At 55.2% G+C, this 19,136-nt stretch carries 19 protein-coding genes and 1 other RNA gene; 4 read left to right on the forward strand and 16 right to left on the reverse strand.

The genetic code is table 11. The features are described from left to right. Positions 1-20 precede the first annotated feature (20 nt). The 9 genes from HUW35_RS10030 to HUW35_RS10070 form a co-directional block, all read right to left on the reverse strand. Positions 21-542 carry a hypothetical protein gene (locus tag HUW35_RS10030; RefSeq protein WP_219932527.1) on the reverse strand — a complete coding sequence of 174 codons (522 nt, stop codon included), beginning with the start codon at positions 540-542 and terminating at the stop codon, positions 21-23. Between the two features lie 69 nt (positions 543-611). Further along, the gene (locus tag HUW35_RS10035; RefSeq protein WP_181252225.1) at positions 612-758 is read right to left on the reverse strand and encodes a hypothetical protein; all 147 of its coding nucleotides are present in this window, start codon (positions 756-758) and stop codon (positions 612-614) included. A 51-nt stretch (positions 759-809) separates the two neighbouring features. Further along, positions 810-1,076: a hypothetical protein gene (locus tag HUW35_RS10040; protein WP_181252226.1), complete on the reverse strand. Its 267-nt coding sequence runs from the start codon at positions 1,074-1,076 to the stop codon at positions 810-812. A gap of 62 nt (positions 1,077-1,138) precedes the next feature. Then, complete coding sequence (locus HUW35_RS10045; RefSeq protein ID WP_181252227.1) at positions 1,139-1,777, reverse strand: hypothetical protein; 639 nt, start codon at positions 1,775-1,777, stop codon at positions 1,139-1,141. Positions 1,778-1,796: 19 nt separating this feature from the next. Further along, the gene (locus HUW35_RS10050) at positions 1,797-2,111 is read right to left on the reverse strand and encodes a hypothetical protein (protein WP_181252228.1); all 315 of its coding nucleotides are present in this window, start codon (positions 2,109-2,111) and stop codon (positions 1,797-1,799) included. Between the two features lie 14 nt (positions 2,112-2,125). Then, entirely contained in the window at positions 2,126-2,614 is a 489-nt protein-coding gene (locus tag HUW35_RS10055) for a hypothetical protein (protein ID WP_181252229.1), read from the reverse strand. A 129-nt stretch (positions 2,615-2,743) separates the two neighbouring features. Beyond that, positions 2,744-4,621 carry a DUF262 domain-containing protein gene (locus tag HUW35_RS10060; protein ID WP_181252230.1) on the reverse strand — a complete coding sequence of 626 codons (1,878 nt, stop codon included), beginning with the start codon at positions 4,619-4,621 and terminating at the stop codon, positions 2,744-2,746. After that, positions 4,618-5,946 carry a DUF262 domain-containing protein gene (locus HUW35_RS10065; RefSeq protein WP_181252231.1) on the reverse strand — a complete coding sequence of 443 codons (1,329 nt, stop codon included), beginning with the start codon at positions 5,944-5,946 and terminating at the stop codon, positions 4,618-4,620. Before HUW35_RS10065 ends, HUW35_RS10060 begins: the two co-directional genes overlap by 4 nt. A 111-nt stretch (positions 5,947-6,057) precedes the next feature. Next, complete coding sequence (locus tag HUW35_RS10070) at positions 6,058-6,417, reverse strand: hypothetical protein (protein ID WP_181252232.1); 360 nt, start codon at positions 6,415-6,417, stop codon at positions 6,058-6,060. 1,123 nt (positions 6,418-7,540) lie between these two features. On the opposite strand from HUW35_RS10070, the gene HUW35_RS10075 reads away from it, so the two are divergent. After that, complete coding sequence (locus tag HUW35_RS10075) at positions 7,541-9,532, forward strand: alkyl/aryl-sulfatase (RefSeq protein WP_255463222.1); 1,992 nt, start codon at positions 7,541-7,543, stop codon at positions 9,530-9,532. A gap of 1,212 nt (positions 9,533-10,744) precedes the next feature. Here the strand turns inward: HUW35_RS10075 and HUW35_RS10080 are convergent. From HUW35_RS10080 to rlmD, 3 genes are all read right to left on the reverse strand, one after another. Then, a complete protein-coding gene (locus HUW35_RS10080; RefSeq protein WP_181252233.1) occupies positions 10,745-12,034 on the reverse strand; it encodes an integrase arm-type DNA-binding domain-containing protein in 1,290 nt (429 codons plus the stop codon). 166 nt (positions 12,035-12,200) lie between these two features. Beyond that, positions 12,201-12,588, reverse strand: a transfer-messenger RNA (tmRNA) gene (gene ssrA / locus HUW35_RS10085). Between the two features lie 133 nt (positions 12,589-12,721). After that, complete coding sequence (gene rlmD, locus HUW35_RS10090) at positions 12,722-14,029, reverse strand: 23S rRNA (uracil(1939)-C(5))-methyltransferase RlmD (RefSeq protein WP_255463223.1); 1,308 nt, start codon at positions 14,027-14,029, stop codon at positions 12,722-12,724. Here rlmD and HUW35_RS18860 point away from each other — a divergent pair. Continuing rightward, positions 14,022-14,162 carry a hypothetical protein gene (locus HUW35_RS18860; RefSeq protein ID WP_255463224.1) on the forward strand — a complete coding sequence of 47 codons (141 nt, stop codon included), beginning with the start codon at positions 14,022-14,024 and terminating at the stop codon, positions 14,160-14,162. The genes rlmD and HUW35_RS18860 overlap by 8 nt on opposite strands. A 114-nt stretch (positions 14,163-14,276) precedes the next feature. On the opposite strand, the gene HUW35_RS10095 is transcribed toward HUW35_RS18860, so the two are convergent. The 3 genes from HUW35_RS10095 to HUW35_RS10105 all read right to left on the reverse strand — a co-directional run bounded on the left by HUW35_RS10095 (position 14,277) and on the right by HUW35_RS10105 (position 17,613). Continuing rightward, complete coding sequence (locus HUW35_RS10095; RefSeq protein ID WP_181252235.1) at positions 14,277-15,623, reverse strand: sodium-dependent transporter; 1,347 nt, start codon at positions 15,621-15,623, stop codon at positions 14,277-14,279. Between the two features lie 73 nt (positions 15,624-15,696). Continuing rightward, on the reverse strand, positions 15,697-16,176 hold the full coding sequence (smpB, locus tag HUW35_RS10100; RefSeq protein ID WP_078083882.1) for an SsrA-binding protein SmpB: 480 nt from the start codon (positions 16,174-16,176) through the stop codon (positions 15,697-15,699). A gap of 9 nt (positions 16,177-16,185) precedes the next feature. After that, entirely contained in the window at positions 16,186-17,613 is a 1,428-nt protein-coding gene (locus HUW35_RS10105; RefSeq protein WP_181252236.1) for a sodium-dependent transporter, read from the reverse strand. A 194-nt stretch (positions 17,614-17,807) separates the two neighbouring features. Between HUW35_RS10105 and HUW35_RS10110 the strand changes: the two genes are divergently transcribed. Both HUW35_RS10110 and HUW35_RS10115 read left to right on the forward strand, forming a co-directional pair. Continuing rightward, complete coding sequence (locus HUW35_RS10110; RefSeq protein ID WP_181252237.1) at positions 17,808-18,248, forward strand: type II toxin-antitoxin system RatA family toxin; 441 nt, start codon at positions 17,808-17,810, stop codon at positions 18,246-18,248. After that, a complete protein-coding gene (locus HUW35_RS10115; RefSeq protein ID WP_181252238.1) occupies positions 18,245-18,574 on the forward strand; it encodes an RnfH family protein in 330 nt (109 codons plus the stop codon). The genes HUW35_RS10110 and HUW35_RS10115 overlap by 4 nt, the downstream gene beginning before the upstream one ends. A gap of 32 nt (positions 18,575-18,606) precedes the next feature. Here the strand turns inward: HUW35_RS10115 and HUW35_RS10120 are convergent, their stop codons facing one another. Next, positions 18,607-18,951 (reverse strand): outer membrane protein assembly factor BamE, encoded by a 345-nt coding sequence (locus tag HUW35_RS10120; RefSeq protein WP_181252239.1) that lies wholly within the window; start codon positions 18,949-18,951, stop codon positions 18,607-18,609. Between the last annotated feature and the right edge of the window lie 185 nt (positions 18,952-19,136).

Here is a 19,136-nt window from a genome sequence, read left to right on the forward strand (position 1 = left end):
TGCTTTACCTACATGTGTCTTTATTTACAGGCCCCCTTCACGCGACAAGCACATTCAGATTGTACATGGCAAGCATGCGTATCTGAGTCACAGCGGGCGGGGTGAGCTGCGCCGGCTGGGTAAGGACCAAAATGACGCTCGTACAGTTCGATCGTCTGATCAAAACTGTCCTGCAGAGCCTGCTGGTCATCCTCACCGTAAATCCCAAAATAAGGGTAGTGGTCGATAAAGCGACCAAACACGGTATTGCAGTCCTGACGGTACGCGCGGGTATCGAGGATGTGGGCATGCCATACCTGGTCAACCAGCTTGCTGGGCACTAGGGACACGCCAGGGTACATCTGCTTCAGGGTGAGGAAGCGGCGGTACTCTTCCTCTCCCTTATCCCAGGCCTCCTCGGTCATTTCGGCTTCTGCTGTTTGCGTAACTTTATGCTTCAAACGGGCGAAGTCCAGAGACGCTACGGCTGGGCTCAGTAAAGCCACTGTATTCAGAAGGGCAGGGTGAAACTGTTTGGTTTCAGAGTTGCTGGCAAGATTCATAATTTTATTCCTTTAACGAATGACTAAGTTCAGTTGAGTGGCGCGGGCTTAACGCCCGCGCTCGTGTTCTTATTGCTTTGGTTTTTTATGATGTGCGGCTGCGCGCTCAGCGCGAGCGGCAAAACTTTTGGAGGGCACGCTGCCCCCGCTCTGCTTTGCGGTAGCGCTGGTGATGCGTGAAGCTGCTTTCTGAGTCATTGGTGTTTTCTTGGACATGCTTGCGTTCCTTTTTGAACATTAAGTGAGTATGTGGATGCGGTATGTGCATCACCTTCGCTTAATGGTTGTGTCGAAACACTGGCGCGCAATCAGGCAGTAAGGGACCAGATGCGGACCGTGCTCGCGGTAGAGGAGGCGCCAGCCACGGCCGATCTTGAAGCGGATGATGTGGGGGCTTTGCTTGATACGCTTGCCGCCGAGGCGGTTGAATGAGGCACCTTCAGTGAGCTGCTGGTGCAACTCCATTGCCCGTTGGATATGGCAATCAGGGACCTGGTGTGGGCATTTAGACAGGACTTGTTGTAGAGAGATCATTGTTTGGCTCCGTTTTTCGAGTTCGGAGCCAGTGTGTTCTCGTGCAATGCACTAAAAAGCGTTTATTGCAGAAAATCTAATAAATCGTCAAATTCCTTGGCTGCACGGTATTCCCGCTCTATCAAGTCACGGTATTGGAGCAGTCTTGGGTCAGTTGTGCTCATTTGTTGAGCGGAATCCCAGGCGGCTTCAAGATTACCCTCAAGATAATGCACCATCATGGCATCTCCGCTAGAGAGGCTGCTGTTCTGGGCCAATATCGCCTGCAGCAAGTCCAGCGGGCCGTCCAACACCAGCTGTGGGAGCGTCTCGAAAGGGTTGGCGAGCCTCTCTTCACGCAAATTTGTGGTGCCGGAGAGAACCCCAAGAAACCTCGCGACCTCAGGTTTAAGCAGGGAGATATCGACAATCGAACGCCGCCCAAGCAGGAGCGCGCTAAACAGCTTCGCCATATTCTGCCGGAACGCCTGATCCTCAAAGACCTTCTTCACCTTCTTGGGGTCAGGTAACAGCGCCTGAATAATGACCGCATTGTGCAGTGTCGTCAGTTGATCTCGAGGAATTGCTCTTGAATTGCGCTCGACAATCAGTTGGTCGTTATAAACGATCAGGCCATTGCGCATGAAAGAGCCGACCTTGTTCCTGAGGCCTTCGCGCTTTGATAGCTTTATGCCAAAGAGTTGTTCAATGGCCAGTGCCACCGACATCCCCTGGTTCGAACTAGCCGTCACAGGCTTCATCCAGTAACTGCTCTCTGCTGTGCAGATATTGTTCCGGGTCTTGCTTGGCAATATACAAAGCTTGCTGATACCACGGACTATCACAGCTATAGCCCTTATGCTTGACGTGCTCTTCCAGGATGCCACGGCAAATACCAGCGCGCATCGCTTCAGCGGGGGAGGTTGAAACGCTTGCCATCAAGTTTTTTTCGCCCCGGCGATCATAGATGGCCACATACTCCTGACAGCTGAGGATCAGTGTTTCGCCGTCGATATCTGCGGCGGAGCTATTCATGGCCATAAAGGCGGTAAACACAAGGAGGTATCTAATCACTGCGCGAGCCCCTCTGTGCTTGAACTCTCAGTTACTGTTTGTTTGGCTGGGAGCTTGGGTGCTGCCCAATAAAAGCAGAGCTGAAGCACAATCAGATCCAGCCACTGCATTCGATTACTATTCTTAGCCATGAATTGATTGAGCTCATCAATCTCTGCGCCTTTCAGAAGGAAAAAGATAGCCAGGCATAAGAGTGCCAGATTTACCCAGCCAATATTCCTTAACGGGCGATAGATAACACTGGTCCACTTCAATTGCGCTGCCTTGGACGCCGTGAGATGACGGCTAATGAGTGAAAGCAGCAGCAGACTAAACACGATCTCCAGAAGCGACAGCTCAGAGAAAGTAAAGTTGCCTTCGAAAAAATCCACAAAGGTATAAACCAGGGAGGCTAGGCCTATGCACAGCAGCAGGCTTTGGCCGAGAAAGAGTAGGGTGGCTTTCGCCCAATGTTTAACGCCCTTGGGCTGATTGCTCTCTGTCACTTACGTACTTCCAAATCATTGAGTCAAAAGAATTAGTCAACAGGCCAGTAGATCCGCACGAGCGGTATCAGCGCCCGGCCTTCAAGGTCGAAACTCTCATAGTGGCTGCCGATTAAATCCGCCTGCTTCTTACCTTAAAACCTCAATCATCATGCGCTCATGCGCGGCGATAACTTCAGGCTGCTCCGGCCCCCAATGTTTGTAGCTCATCATAAACACCTGCTTGAGGCTTTCTACCGCGGTGGCCTTGTCGTAGTGCTCTTTCTTAGCTGTGGGGAGATAGTTGCTCAGCTTGGAGTTATTGCTGTGGCTTATTAAGCAAAGGTTGCCAAAACTGTCGACTCCGTTGGGGAGAGTTTCTGATGCTTTTAGCACGCTACCACCTAGTGGGTTCTGCGGATAATAGTGCTCGACCGAGGTGCGGAAGCTAAAGCGAAAGGTCTGATGGCGCCCTCTTACGTAGGACATATCCACGCCGGGAAACGATGTGCCGTCCCTCAGTTGTAGCCAAAGCCGGTAATCGAGGCGGTTAAAGATGAAATTTTGTACACCTGTGCCCTGGTCGAGATAGGATCGGTCGAACTCGCGGGGCAGGTTGGGCTCGCTATAAGTGAGGTGAAAATAGTCCAGGGGCTCACCTTTGCCGAAGCGGCCATAGAAAAACTTGTCACTCAGTGACTCTAGGAATATCAAATAAGAAGAGCCATCGATCGTTAGGTCGTGGTGCGTATTCTTGTAGAGGAAGTGCAGCGCGGCGTTGAGCCAATGCTTATACACAAGGGTAGGAAAGGAGACGTGGAACATCGACAACAGCATGATCAGGCGCAGGTTTTGCTCCGGACTCTCAAAGCTGTTCACATAGCCCATGGAGTTGGCTTGGTTTTTCCGGTCGTACAGCCTTAAGCCCTTTAGGCTCCAGTCCTCTTCATTCTCCCGTTTGATGATGTACTTGTCGAATAACATCCGGCACTTGAGTAGATCCATAATGAACTGACGTGGATCGGGGTGGTGCTCGGCAAAAGTGTCCAGCAACCGCTTGTCATCCAGGGGCAAATCTTCTTTGCTTGTGACCCGCAGTACGTGCAGGAGAAAGTTGGAGAAGTTGATGACCGCGCCAAAGGCGCCATCGTTATCTGATGTGCTGTCAGGGTTAACTGCAGCGAATTTTGGGTTTTCAATGATGTCCGCTAGGGTGCGTGTGTCGCTCGCTGAACCCTCTTTTTGCTGTTGGCAGAGCTCAGTAAAGTCCGTCGGGCAGGTATTCCAGTCGGCGCCAAAGATGCCAGCCCGAACGTCTGAGTCAATACCCATCTGTACATAGCGGTTCATATCTGAACAGGCATCCCAAACGCGAGCAAAGCTGCTGCGCTCAAGATCGTCACCCAGCTGACTCATCAAGCTGGCTTTCAACACCTCGTGCTTCTCCAGCTGCTCCCCGCGGTTATTCATAACCTCAAAATAATGATTGAGGTCTGTATCGTCAGGCACGACCACCCTCAGGATGGTTACTTGGTGGAGCAGATACTCGACGAATCTATCTAGATTGGCCTTGTCTCGAGTGAAATAGCGCTTGGCGATGTCATAGGCGCCGCAGATGCCAGACTCTAACGGCTGGCCGTCATGTTGGCTGCTGCCCGCAAATAGCCTGCGTAGGGTGGTCTGGGATTTCGGGCGGCTATCAAAGCTGAGGTTAATGCGCTCAACACCTTCCAACGCCTGTCCAAATTCGTTTTTCAATACAGCGAGAACAATGCTCAGGGTGGTGTGCCGCTGCTGACCATCGATAGTTTCAAAGTGACCATCCGGGCGGCGGTAGGCGACCAGGCTGCCAAGATAATATGCGCCGTTAGACTCGTCGCGTAGCGCCATGTCCATCACGTCTTGTAGCAGCTGTTCTACTTCAGGCTCGCCCCAGGCGTAGTTACGCTGGTAGATAGGGATAACATACTGGCCGTCTCTGAATAGCTGCGCAACCGACAGCTCATTGATATCTTGGTCAGTATTCATTGCAGGTATCCCTTTCTTTTAAATTCTTCGATCAATCCATTCACGTTGGTGCCTTTCACCTCCCGCTCGGCTAGCGGCTCGACGCTGAAGGCCAGTACTTCATGCGGGTGGAGCGCGCGCTTTATCGCAATTAGTAGCCCCTGGTTGCTCATGGCGGGGTTGTCGATCGATTTCACTTCAACCCGGTTTTGAGCCAGGCGAATACGATAGCTCCAGAAAAAACACAGCTCTGCGGCTTTTTTGAGCTCTGCATCGCCAAACTTGTCGTAGTAGTAGAGGACCGAACAGTAGAACAGATTGCGCACGTAGTGATCACCGGTGCGGTTGCGGCCCTTGTAGTTATTGATAACGCTCAGTAACGCAGACAATTCCGGTTTGGGCTGTACAAACAGTTGCTCAAAATTGCGGATATAGTGCCGTATGTATTCGAAGAAGCGCTTACCGTTGGGCATTAGCTGGTCGACTTGGAACGGATAGACCATCTGCTGTCTGTCCCAGTAACGCGTTTTATCGGCATTATAGTGGTCGACCATATAATCCAGAGCGCGCAAAGAATCGGTATATCGATAAGGGCTTTCCCGGAGGCTGGCACCCTTAAAAACGTCAATTTCATTGCGTGTGAAGCGCACGCCAGACTGGCCTGAAGTCCAGCGGCGCAGGCGAAAGAGATAATCTCCCATAATGGTGTGCAAGCTAGGCGTATTGCCATCAGGGCTTACCTCGTCTTCCCAGGTGGCTACACAGGCGAGGCGTTCCTGCTCCGTGTTATCAGCCATCTCGCGCAGGTGGAACGCCTTGAGCAGATCGTGAGGTGCCAGCTCCTTGCCGCGGGCGTTTTGCGAGTCAAAGAACTGAAAGGCCTCGCTGAGATTATCCAGTACCACACAGATAAGCTGGCACTTGTGCAGGAGGAAATCGGTTAACTCTTCCCTGTCGGTTTCACTCAGCTGGTTCACCCGGCTTCCCAGTATGGCCATGTTGTGCTGCAAGTTGCGGATGGTCACGGGAGCGCTAAATCCCTGCTCGAGTAGACATGGGCTGCATTGGCGCCGGCCTTCGTCCAGTATGGAGCACAAGAGCGTCAGGGTTAGAAGTCGTTGCTGGCCATCTACGATGGCTTGTTCGGGGGTGTCGCTATCCGGGTCGCGGTGAAGGACCACGGTTCCCAGACGATAGCTACTTTTGTGACGGTGGCGTAGCAGGTCGTCAAACAACTGGTTGACGTGAGTGGGTTGCCATTTGTAGGGCCGTTGGTAATCCGGAATTGTCAGCGGTTTTTCGAGCAGTGTCTTAACTGCCTCAACCGTCTTGCTAATGATACTCATGAGAACAACTCCGTATTCGGCCGTTGGCCGCTTTCCCTTGGTTGATGCGATGTAGCACCTAGGTGCGCTAGGTTCGATGCCGTTGGCAAAGATGTCGCACGGCCGATGACATTAATCAGCACCTGCTGCGGTCGTGCTTCCGGCTTTGTCAGCCCAGTCGCGCTTGAGCAGCCGCTCATAGGTGACGCTGATATCCAGGGCGAGATGTCTTCCCGGGACCTCTTCTTTGTATCTTCCTGCGTGAATCTTATTGCGGGCATGGCGGACCTCGTGAATTTGCTCCGCCTCATGCTCATCGATTAGCTCGTTTTTTAAGGCACGCTTGACAAGCCATTCGAAACTATCCAGCTTGTATTCATTCCACAGCAGACCCTCCAGTACCCCACCTACCATCAGAACATAGGAGAGCCAGGATTGGCTGGCAAAGGCGTTGTCGGCTTCCTCCGCGAACTGGCCGAGACGCTGCTGCAAAGCCTCGTTGTCGATATGGGGAACAGCAGGCGATGATCTTTAATACCATTGTGGTAAACGGTCAGCCAGCCGCTGGGATCTCCAAGCATGGGTACACACCTGGATGACAGCACGAGTGTATCGGTTGTGAGGTGATACATCGACTGCTCTAGGGCAGCTTCTGAAGTCAGATTGTTGTCGAGTGCCAGCTGGCTATGGTGCATGGCGTAGGCGGGCAGTTGGGGTAGGCGAAATACGGCACTCGACTGCTGGAATACCGGATCGCCTACGGGGACATAGTCTGGGTCCTGGAGCCTGAATGTACTGACCTGCACGTTAGTTCAATGCCTCATTCACTAACGAATCAGTTAGCTGTAGTTGAGTATTTTGGGCTTCAATTGGGTGAACTTTTAGCTGGTCGCAGAGCAAAAAGTCTTCAGTGCTCACTTGAGTGATGATGTCCATTTCTGTGAGTTACTTTTTACCATTGGCGGCCGGGCCTACATTCGGGGCATCTGAGCCCTTAGTTATTGGTCTTGATGAATGTGTGATGGCGTTCAAATTTACCACATGATGGGAGTTGTGGGTATGTTGGGCGCGGGTTCGACTCCCGCCATCTCCACCAAATTAAAAAGGCCCACTACCTTGCGGTAGAGTTTGGGAATGCGGTTGTGGTGGAGCGGCTGCTGGCGCTTCGTCAGAAGGTATTGTTGGGCGCTGAGGGCCCTGATGGCGGGAGTGATTCGTCGCTGCGCTCCTCACCCCTACGGGGCAGCCTGCGGCTGTCTTAACGCGCTTTGCGCGTTGATCGAACCCTCGCTTTGCGTTCCACTCGCGTCAGCTCGCCAAATTAAAAAGGCCCGTTACCTTGCGGTAACGGGCCTTTTTAATTTGGTGGAGATGGCGGGAGTCGAACCCGCATCCGCAGGCCTTATTTCATGGGGCTTTCAGCGCCTTTGGCTTGGCTGGTGTTACATCTGGTGTTACATAAACTTGGCCTTGGCCAAGGTACTAGCGGCGCTCCATTAGTCTGATTCTTAACGGGTCCATCACTTATCTGCACGTGCCCCATCGTCCGTAAGATCGACTGAATGCCGGTAAGCTACACTTTTCGCACCTTGAGCAGACATGGAAGGGTTTGGACGTGCATAAAGGATTAGTTAGATCACTGGCGCTGGCTGCCGCTATGGCGCTCAGTGCCGCACTGGCAGGGGGAGTTCTGGCGCAGGAGTCAAAGCCCGCCACTGCTGCAACCAAGAAGGCGAACGCAGCGGTTAAAGGCGAACTGCCATTTAATGACCGGAAAGACTTTGAGGATGTGAAGCGGGGATTTATTGCACCATTGCCTGACAATGGCGTCATCAAGGATGACAAGGGTAATCCTGTATGGGATCTCAGCGCCTATGCCTTTGCGAAAGGCAAGGAGGCGCCGGACACTGTAAACCCTAGTCTATGGCGGCAGCTACAGCTTCTGTCTGAGGGAGGGCTGTACGAGGTTACGCCGGAAATCTATCAGGTGCGTGGCGCAGACCTTTCGAACATTACCTTTATCGAGGGCGATAGAGGGGTTCTGGTGATGGACCCGTTGATTTCGAAGGAAACTGCCGCCGCCGCTCTGGAGCTTTATCGCAAGCATCGTGGCAACAAACCTGTCCTCGGGGTCATTTACACCCACAGCCACATCGACCACTACGGGGGCGTGCGTGGCGTGGTGGATGAGGCCGATGTCAAATCGGGAAAGGTCAAAATCATCGCCCCAGAGGGCTTTGTCGAGGAGGCCGTAAGCGAGAACGTCTTCGCGGGCAACCACATGGGGCGCCGTGCGAGTTTCATGTACGGAAACCTGATTCCCAAGAACGCGGCAGGTGGCCTTGGAACTGGGCTGGGACTGGGCACCTCAACGGGCGAGGCTACGCTGATTGAGCCCACCGACACCATCACCAAGAACGGTCAGACGGTCGAGGTCGATGGGCTCACTTACGAGTTTATGTTGGCCCCCGGATCGGAAGCCCCAGCTGAAATGCATTTTTACATCCCGCAGCTCAAGGCTGTTTCAGCGGCAGAGAACGCCAACCATACCTTGCACAACCTATATACGCTACGTGGCGCCAAAGTCAGGAATGCACGCGCATGGTCCAGCTATCTGAATGACACAGTAAGCCGCTGGGGGGGGAAGGCAGAGACCTTGTTTGGGCCTCATCACTGGCCGACCTGGGGTAAAGACAATGTCGTCGATCACCTGAAAAAACAGCGTGATCTGTACAAGTACTTGAATGACCAAACTCTCCGCATGGCCAATCAGGGCTACAACATGGTTGAAGCGGCCGAGATGATGGAGTTGCCTCCAGAGCTAGCGAACTACTGGGGTAACCGCGGTTACTACGGCAGTGTCAATCACAACACTCGGGCAGTATGGAATTACTATCTCGGCTTCTTCGATGGCAATCCCGCCAGACTGTACCCGCTGCCTCCCACTGAAGCAGGCAAAAAATTTGTCGAGTATATGGGCGGGTCAGACAGAGTACTGGAACGCGCGAGAAAGGACTTTGACGCTGGGAATTACCGCTGGGTGGCACAGGTTCTTGATCAATTAGTTTCTGCTGAGCCGAATAACAAGGCGGCCCGCGATTTACTTGCCGATGCGCTCGAACAAATGGGATATCAGGCAGAGAGCGGACCTTGGCGCAACTTCTTTCTCAGTGGCGCAAAGGAATTACGCACGGGCGTTCAGGAGCTGCCGGTTCCAGTTACCGCCAGTCCTGACACCATTCGTAGTATGCCCATCGAGGATTTCTTCGACTACCTGGCCATTCGGCTGAATGGCCCCAAGGCCGCGGGTAAGAATCTCGCTATTAACGTCTCTCTGCCCGATGTAAAGGGCAACTACTCGCTTGTGCTGGAGAACGGTGTGTTGAACTACGGGCCCCCAGTGGATAAGCCAAGGTCGACAGTGACAATCAACCGCGCTGACCTGAACGATATTATTCTTGGCAAGGCTAAGATGACCGACAAGATGAAAGAGGGATCAGCGAAGATTACAGGCGATCAAGCGGAGTTTGAAACGCTCCTTTCCCTGCTCGACAGTTTTGAATTCTGGTGGAATCTAGTTACCCCGAATCCGCCGCCAAAAAAATAAACTTTTTAGCGCATGGGTGGGCGTCGAACCCCGCCCTACGCTATCACGCTGCTGGTTATTTTTGACCCCCTAGTCATAATTTGCGGGTGAGCACATCCGGCTACCGACGCGGTGTACTTAAAAAGCCGTAGAGATCTCCCTCCCCCTCCCCAAAGGCTTATAGCGCTGGCGTCACAGCCTCGTCAAAAGGCATTGGCTTCGCATTTTCGAGGTTCGTTTTCCTCGCGGCTAGAAACTGCCGGAGCATAACCAGCGCCAGCTAAACCTCAAGGCAGGTAGTGATGTAGCAAAAACTCGCTATCGATATGGAGGGGTTTGTATTCATATTGCAGCGGCGCAGGCCCAATAGCGTGCAGTTGCCAGCAACGGATTAACACTGCACGGTCACAGAAAAATTAGACACGAGTAGAGGCGTAAGTTAGGCTCAGGCTTTCGCTTGCCGCGCCCCGTCAGGGGCCGGGGCGGCAGATAGCGAAGCATCCCAGAGCCTACTTCCTCTACTCCTTTCTTTCTGCGCATACCTCTTCTAGCTTTATTTAAATTTAAAAGCTCATGGTGATTCTTTTGTCTCCGCTTCATGCAGGACTTCGGGCAAAAAAAAGGCCCTTGGTAAGGGCCTTTGCGGTAAAAGTGTAAGGGGCGTTCCAGATGAGTCTTTAACGCGCCTCCATGTGCAGGCTCTCCTGCAGTTCTCGCACATAGCCAGCCTTCCATACAGAAGTTCTTGGGCCTATCTTTTTCGGGCGTTCGACCCTGCCCTTTTGAACCCATGCCCACCACGTGCTCAGGCCGATACTTAGAAAATTGGCACATTCTGCCGCTCTCACAAATGCATCTGGATCGACAGGAAAAGTATGGTTCGTCTGTTTCGTCATTAGTAAAAACCTCAGTTTTGTTAAGGCCGGCATGGGCCTGAGCAGCAACAATAAGAACGAAATAGGGCAGGGGAAAGTGGTCGGTGACAGGTGCTTCCTAGCGAGACACTGCGATATGGGTGTACAAGCTGCTATGCGCTGCGATGGAGAGATATCTCGTGGAAAATAAATATTGAAAGAAAAGTATTTTATTCTGCTTTGAGGTTTAAAAACGGGTGGAACTTTTAGGAAATAGTTGCCGTTTTAAGAAGCAAAAGCCCTGCGATCCGAGATTTTTTGTGCAGGGTCTTTAGGGGCACTGAAGACGAAATAGCTAAATCGGGGTGTGAATGGGCTATCAAGTGCCTCCAAATTTTCCGGAGATCACGTTTTCTGGTGTGGGCGGTGCTAGGTCAGCAGCAGTAAGAGTGCCATTGAAAGCCCGTTCAAGTAGCTCGCTCCACCAAGCCATAACTTCGCGGCGTTGTTCTAGATAGTCTCCTCGGTCGTATGCGCGAACTACTTTGTTTTTCTCCGTGTGGGCAAGTGCGCGCTCCAGAGCCTCAAAAGTAAATATCCCTTTCTCCCCTGCTCCTGTCCTAAAAATTTTTCGAAAGCCTGATGCTACTAACTTCCCCTTAAAGCCGTGGCGCTTAAGAGCGGTGTTGACGCTTTGCCGGTTGGCGTTGATCTGGGGGTTTCTGTCGCCTGGGAAAATAAACTCTCGGCTCCCGCTAATTGGGCGCATGGCTGCCAACACTGCAAGTGTTGAAGGGGTTAGAGGTACCCGGTGCCGCTCCCTCATTTTCATGGTCTTGGAGGGGACCAGCCATGTATTGTTTACCTCGTCTATCTCGCTCCAACGCGCTTGCGCCGCTTCTCCGGGTCTCACTACAGTATGCAACTGCCACAGAGCCAGCTGCCGCGTGGTGTGCTTAATCGACGCGCTGGCTAGGGTTTGCATCAGTTGCGGTAGCTGTTCTGGTCGAATAGAGGGTAAATGCCGGACGTCGGGGGCCGCAAACGCATCTGTGATCCCTGCTAGAGGGTTTGCGGTGACCAGTCCAACATTAGTGGCCCAGCGCATAACCTCGTTGATGCGCTGGCAGAGGCGCTTTACTGTCTCTTTGCTCCCTTTCTCATAAACCGGGCGCAATACGGCAATAGTGCCCTGTGCGGTTAGCTTATGTAGAGGCGTTGCCCCCAGCTTGGGGAATATGTGAAGCTCAAAAGAACGCTTTATGTCCTGCACGGTTTTGCTGGATAATTTCCGTCCTCCCTTTATTTGCTCGCTTTTAACGAGCAGCCACTTTCCCGTCACGACTTGAAGAGTCGCCTCGTGCCGCTCCGCTTCCATATGCTCCAGCTCGTTCCTGTGCTCCTTGGGGTCTATTCCCTGCTCGACGAGCTCACGGGCTTCTCTACCTCTATTTCGGGCAGCCACGAGCGAAACCTCAGGGAATGAGCCCAAGCCGAGGGTGCTGCGCTTCTTCGTGTGGGGGTGTTGATAGGTAAAAATCCAGAACCTGGCCCCGCTGGGTTTTATCCGGCACTGAAGCCCATTGCCGTCGGAGAGGTTGTACTCCCTCTCCCGAGGTTTTGCGTTAACAAGCTGCGTGTGGCTCAGCGGGGTGACTTTCTTGGGCATCTATGTAACACCGATGTTGGCTTTAATGGGGAGTGTTACAACGAGTGTTACAAAGGTTGCTGGTCGAGGCAAGATTTCGGAAGGGTGGTGAAGGGCAACAAAAAAGCCGCAACCCCTTGCGTGGTGCGGCTTTCAAGTCTTTCTGGGGTTGTCCCAGACAAGTGTTTGGTGGAGATGGCGGGAGTCGAACCCGCGTCCGTCAGCACTCTGCCAAGAGCTCTACATGCTTAGATCCGCCTATTGATTTAGCTCTCTACAGCCCAGCGGGCAGGACGTAAAGAGCGAGCCTGAATAAGTTTTAGTCCATCCGCGTCAGGCACGCTTCAGGACGATCCAGTTCTGTATGACAGCCAGCAGCGCGGTACTGGAACCTTGCTGAGGGCCGCTAAGGGCGAACCCTTAGTAGTGCTTTACGGGCTGCTTACGCAGCCAGTTGGGCACCGTAGTTGTCGTCGTTGGCAACTAATAAAATGCAGCTTTGGATTTACGTGATTCGCTACCCTCACGGCATGCACCCATGGTTTCGCAACCAACGTCGAATCCAAGTCATCCCCGGAATCTACGCAGTGAACAGGCTTTGTTCGCCGGTCAGTACGAAACGCATTTGCGTAACGCACAGTATACCTGAAGGTCACTTTCCACCATAGGGCGGGGATAGAATTTTGTGACTATCCGGTACCTTTTCGGTTACTTGCGTTCAAACAGGGCAATGGACTCCACATGGGTAGTGTGGGGGAACATGTCCATTACGCCCGCCTGACTTAGACGGTAGCCCCGTTGCAGAAGTTCCGCGGTATCCCGTGCCAGGGTGGCGGGGTTGCAGGAGACGTAGACGATGCGTTTGGCCCCGAAATGCGCGATGTTGCGCACCACTTCCAGTGCGCCGGTGCGCGGTGGGTCCAGCAGGATTTTGTCGAAACCGCCTCTTGCCCAGGGGCTTGTGGAAAAGTCCTCGGTGAGGTCGGCGGCCTGGAATTGCACATTGTCTAGCTGGTTGCGCTCGGCATTTTCACGGCCGCGGCGGGTGAGGTCGAGGGCGCCTTCAACGCCCACCACTTCCGCGGCGCGTTTGGCCAGCGGCAGGGTGAAGTTACCCAGGCCACAGAACAGGTCGAGTACGCGCTCGTCTGGTTGTGGATCCAGCAGTTCGACCGCGCGGTGCACCATCTGGCGGTTGATGGCGAAGTTCACCTGCACAAAGTCCTGGGGATGGAAGTGCATCGTCAGGTCGAATTCGGGCAGGGCGTAGCTCAGCCTTTCTTCGCCGTCTTCGGGCCAGATTTTGTGGGGTGTGTCCTCGGCCTGCAGGTACAGGTGCCAGTCCTGCTGCTGCTGCACGAAGTCGAGCCAGAGCTGCACATCGGTTTCCGGTAATGGTTTGAGGTGGCGGACTACCAGCGCGGTGGCGTCTTCGCCGGCGGCGACTTCAATATGGGAGATGTGTCGGCCTTCCCGGCACTGGTCGACCAGCGCGCGCAGTTGCGGCAGCTGGCTGGAAAAGGAGTCCGGCATCACCAGGCATTCGCGAATATCGGTGAGGTTGTTGGAGCGCTTCTCGCGGAACCCTAGCACCAGCTGTGGTTTGCCGCTCGCTCCTTTCTTGTGTGCTTCTTTCACATAGCGAACCCCCAGACGCGCCTTGCGGCGGTAGCCGGCGATGTCGGCAGTGAGTGGCGGCAATACCTGGTCGGGGCTGATGCGGGCAAAGCGTTGCAGCTGGTCGAGCAGGATTTTCTGCTTGGCGGCGATCTGCGCATCGGGCTGCATGTGCTGTAGCGCGCAGCCACCGCACTGGGCAAAGTGGGGGCAGGGCGGGTCCTGTCGCTCCGGCGCAGCTTCGAGTACTTCAGTCGCGACGGCTTCGTCGAACTTGGCCCGGTTGGCCAGGTAGCGCACCTTGACGGTTTCCCCGGGCAGGGCGTTATCCACAAACAGGGTTTTGCCTTCCAGCCGCGCGATACCGCGCACTTCGTGGCTGAGTGCCTCTATGGTCACCGTCGGTGTGGCGTTCGAGGGTTTTGTGCTGGACGGTTTGCTGCTGCGCTTGGGGGGCGCGGCTTTGCGCGACCTGTTTGTCGGAAAGGGAGGGCGTCTGGAGGGCATCGTGGTTGCTGCTTCTGGTCGGTGATGTCGAGAAAGCGGCAATGATAATGCGCTGCAAGCAGAATTGCGCGCTTGGCTGAGAGGGAGATTGGCGGGCGGGGAGGGGAGCCGGCCGCGGGGATCCGCGGCCGGTCAAAAGTTAGATGATGGTCTGTACAAACGCGGCCAGGATCAGCAGCGGGCAGACGATGCGCACATACCAGGGCCAGACTTTCCAGAACAGGGTGTTCTCAATGCCCTCGTGGCCTTCCTGCAGCTCTTTCAGCAACTGGTCGCGCCGCCAGATCCAGCCGGCAAAAATACACAGCGCCACGCCCAGCAGCGGCTGCCCGTATTCGGTACTGGCGGAGATCACCAGGCCGAACAGGGTATCGAAATTAAAGATAATCAGGGTGCTGATACCGAAAATGACGGCGCCGGTAAGCAGCGTGGCGGGCTTGCGATTCAGCCCCAGGCTTTCGATGCAGAAGGCCACCGGCACTTCCAGCATGGAGATGGAGGAGGTCAGGGAGGCGATCACCATCAGCGCAAAAAAGGCGATGGCCACAAACAGGCCGCTGGTGCCCATGGTGTCGAACAGGGCCGGCAATACCTGCAGGATCAAGCCGGGCCCGGCGATCAGCTCGCCAGCTTCCGAGTAGATCTGGGTGCCGGCTTCCTGGGCCACATACATGGCGGGCAGGATCAGCAGGCCGGCGGTGAAGGCAATGCCCACATCGATCAGGGTCACCAAGGCGCCGAGGCGCGGCAGGCTCTCCTGTTTGCTGAGATAAGAACCATAGATCAGCATGGTGCCGACCCCCAGAGACAGGGAGAAGAACGCCTGGCCCATGGCGGAGAGCAGCAATTGCGGGGACAGCTTGCCGAAGTCCGGGATCAGGTAAGCTTCCAGACCGTTCATGGCTCCGGGCTGGGTGAGCACGTAGACGATCAGCATCAACAGCAGGATGATCAACGCGGGCATCAGCAGGGTGGACCAGCGCTCGATACCCTTCTCTACACCGCTGGCAATGATCAGCATGGTGAGGCCGCTGAAAATGGCGGTAAAAGTGAAGTTACGCGTGGTGCTGTCGCCGGTGAGCCAGGTAGCGGTTTCCGATGCGCCGGCCAGGGTGGCGAAGGGATCGGCGAGGTGCGCGACCATCCAGCCGGCAACAATCGCGTAGAAGCTGAGGATCAGCGAGGCGACCAGAATACCGCCGAAGCCTGCAAGCGTGCCCACGCCGCGGGATACCGGGCCGGTGGAGATACCGCGCAGCGCCTGCACCATATTGCGACGGGCGTAACGGCCGATTGAGAGCTCGGCCATCAATACCGGGTAGGCGAGCAGGAAGGCAAGTATCAGGTAGACCACGACAAAGGCGGCACCGCCGTTGGCGGCCACATTGGTGGGAAAGCCCCAGATATTGCCAAGGCCGACGGCGGAGCCGGCGGCCGCCATCAGAAAGCCGAAGTTGGAGCTGAACTGTCCTCGCGGTGCACTCATGGTAAATCCTGTAATTATTGTTTTGCCGAGTTGAGTTTCTTATTCGGTGTATCGCTGCCCCGGGGGTCGCCTGTCAGCGGTTGTCGGTCCGCATGATGCGCTGCTTCTGGCGGTTCCAGTCGCGCTCTTTCAGGGTCTCGCGCTTGTCGTGCGACGCCTTGCCCTTGGCCAGTGCGATTTCACATTTGATCAGGTGCTTTTTCCAGTAGATCGCGGTGCACACGCATGCGTAGCCCTTCTGGTTGACCGCGGCCACCAGTTTGGCGATCTCGCGCTTGTTCAGCAGCAGGCGGCGGGTGCGGTCCGGTTCGGTCACGAAGTGGGTCGAGGCGCTGGGCAGAGGCTGGATGCGCGCACCCAGCAGCCAGGCCTGGCCGTCTTTGAACAGCACGTAGCTGTCGGTGAGCTGGGCCTTGCCTTCGCGGCAGGACTTGACTTCCCAGCCCTGCAATTCCATCCCCGCCTCGAACTTCTCTTCGATGAAGTAATCGTGTTTTGCCTTCTTGTTGAGGGCAATGGTGTTCGAGGAAGGGGCCTTTTTCTTCTTTGCCATGAATACAACTTAAATGAGATTGAACAGGCTCGTATTGAAGAACTTCAGCAGTACTGTGTTGATGAATACGAGCAACAGGATCGCGGGAATAAAGGTACCAAGGGAGAAGTTGACGTACTTCTGTGACAGGGAGCCAGCAAAACTGCTGTCGCCTTCCTGCAGTTCCTTGTCCAGGTTGGCCCGCTTCCACTTGTAGATCACGAAGATACACACCAGCAGGCCGTTCAGGGGCAATATGGTGTCGTAAAACAGGATTTCTACCAAGTCGAAAAACGATTTGTCGCTGCCGGCCAGGGTGACGAACTGGGTCAGCCAGTCCGCCATGCCAAATGACATGGCGCAGCAGACGGCGAGTATGAACTGTACCGCCGCTACCGTATAGATTGCCTTCTTGCGGGTCATGCCGCGCTCATCGCGCAGGGTGGCGATGGGGACTTCAATGATGGAGACCAGCGAAGTGAGTGCAGCCACAAATACCAGGAAAAAGAAGGCTGCGGCGAACACGCTCGCGCCAAAATAGCCGATGCTGTCCTGCAGCGAGAGGAAGATCTTCGGCAGGAACAGGAAGATCATACCGGCGGAGGAGTCGCTCAGCGAGGCGGTATCGATCTGCGGATTGAAGTGGAAAATGCTCGGCAGGATCAGCAGGCCCGCGGTAAAGGCCACCATGGTGTCGGTCAGGGCGACCGCCTTGGCAGAGCCGGGCACGGAGTCCCGCTTCTTCATATATGAGCCGTAGGTGATCATGATGCCCATACCCAGCGACAGGGAGAAGAACGCCTGGGCCATGGCCTTGCTCACGACTTCCGCGCTGATCTTGGAGAAGTCGGGGATCAGGTAGTACTGCACACCAATCATGGCGTTTTCCCGGGTCAGCACAAACATGACCAGGATCAGCAGCATGACAAACAGCATCGGCATCAGGGTCTTGGCCGCGCGCTCGATACCGTCTTTAACGCCCATGGATAGTACCCCGTTGATGATCAGCATCAGAGCAATGAGGTACAGGAATACGGTCTTGGAATTGATAAACTCGCCGAAATACGCCTCGGTGGTGAGTGAAGTCAGGTTGCCCTTGAAGATTTCCACCAGGTAGCCGAGCACCCAGACCGTTACCACCATATAGAAGACGGCGATCATGAATGGTGTGATCAGTGCCAGCCAGCCGGGAATGCGCCACAGGTGCGAGCCGCCGGAGAGCTGGCGGTAGGCGCCCACGGGGTCCTTGTCGGTTTTTCGGCCCAGTGCCAGCTCGGCCATCATCACCGGCAGGCAGATGAGAAATACGAACAGTGCATACACCAAGAGGAACGCGCCACCGCCACTTTTGGTTGCCGCTACGGGAAAAGAAACCAGGTTGCCAATACCAACGGCGGAGCCGGCGGCGGCCAGGATGAACCCGAGTCGGGAGCCAAAATGTTCTCTTGTTGCGGACATAATCTTCTCGCTTGCCTGTTATTCTTGTCGCCAGAACGATTGTTACGGCCGTGGCACCAGAATGGTTGCTCGCGGCCGTTAAAGGTGCCGATTGTTGCAGGAAATACCCGCCTTGAGTAGCGCCAGTGGCCAAAATCGCCCGGCTACCCACAAGATAGGCAAGATAACCGCGGTTGGCGGGCAAGGTTTGAACAATGACAAAAATTGAACGCAGTGCGCTGGTGATGTACAGCGCAGGGCAGATGTTTGACCTGGTCAATGACGTGGCCAGTTATCCACAGTTCCTGCCCGGTTGCCGCGGGGCAGAGATCCTGCACCGGGATGAAGATACCCTGGAGGCGCGCCTGGACCTGTCCCGGGCGGGGATCAGCCAGAGTTTCGTTACCCGCAACCGCCTGCATCGCCCGGACAAAATGGAGCTGGTGCTGGTGGATGGCCCGTTTAGCGAATTCAACGGGTGCTGGACCTTTACCCCACTGGCGGAGAACGCGTGCAAGGTGATGTTTACCCTCGAGTTCCGCGCCAAGAATCGCCTGCTGGGGGCGGCCGCGGGCAAATTGTTCAGTGGCATCGCCAACCAGATGGTGGATGCCATGTGTGAGCGTGCCGGCCAGATTTATGGAGAAAACGGATGAGCAGTAAGAAAACCATCGCGGTGGAAGTGGTGTATGCGCTGCCCCACGAGCAGCGCCTGATGAGCATGCTGGTGGAGCCGGGCACCACCGCGCTGCAGGCGCTGGAGCAGTCGGGGATACCGAAGGAGTACCCTGAAGTGGATCCGGCGACGGCGAAACTGGGTATTTTCGGTCAGGCCCTTGGAACCAAGGGATTGGCGGTTGCCGCGGAGTATGTATTGCAGCCCGGAGACCGGGTGGAAGTGTACCGGCCGTTGATTGCCGATCCGAAGGAGGCGCGCAAGCAGCGCGCGGAAAAGGCCAAGCGGCAAGCGCAGGGCGGATGAGCCCTGCCTCTTAATCCTCTGGCGGGCTGAAATCAGGGCCAGCCGGCCGGCTGCCAGTCGCCGCTGGTGGCGATCAGCAGGTCGCCGTTGAAGTACACGGAGAAACGCTTCTGGGTTTCTTCACCCTGGGGGCTGCGCACACGGTTGATGTAGTCCCAGCGGTTGGGATTGAAGGTGTCTTCCAGCAGCGGGGTCCCCAGGACGAAGCGCACCTGGCGGCGGGTCAGGCCGGGCTTGAGCTGGTCCACCATCTCCTGGGTAATGATATTGCCCTGCTGGACCTGAATGCGGTGTACGCCGGGAAATTTGAACAGGCTGCAGGCGGTTGCCAGGCTGCAAAGGCCGACGATCAGTAGAATTCGTACAACTGATGGCATTGAATGCTCCATCTGAATTTTTATTGGGTTCCCTAATTTGGGTGCTATTGCCGTGCAAGTGGGCGCAGCAGGTCGCTCGACGCGGGTAGGTTCGCCGCTGTTGACAGCATAGCGGACCTGGCGGCCGTCTACTAAGTTGCCGGCGCCCCAGTCTGTGGGTGAGTGGTTACTCGCCCCTGGCGCAG

Origin of the sequence: Microbulbifer sp. YPW1 (genome assembly GCF_013367775.1) — a bacterium.
In the GTDB taxonomy this organism is placed as follows: Bacteria; Pseudomonadota; Gammaproteobacteria; order Pseudomonadales; family Cellvibrionaceae; genus Microbulbifer.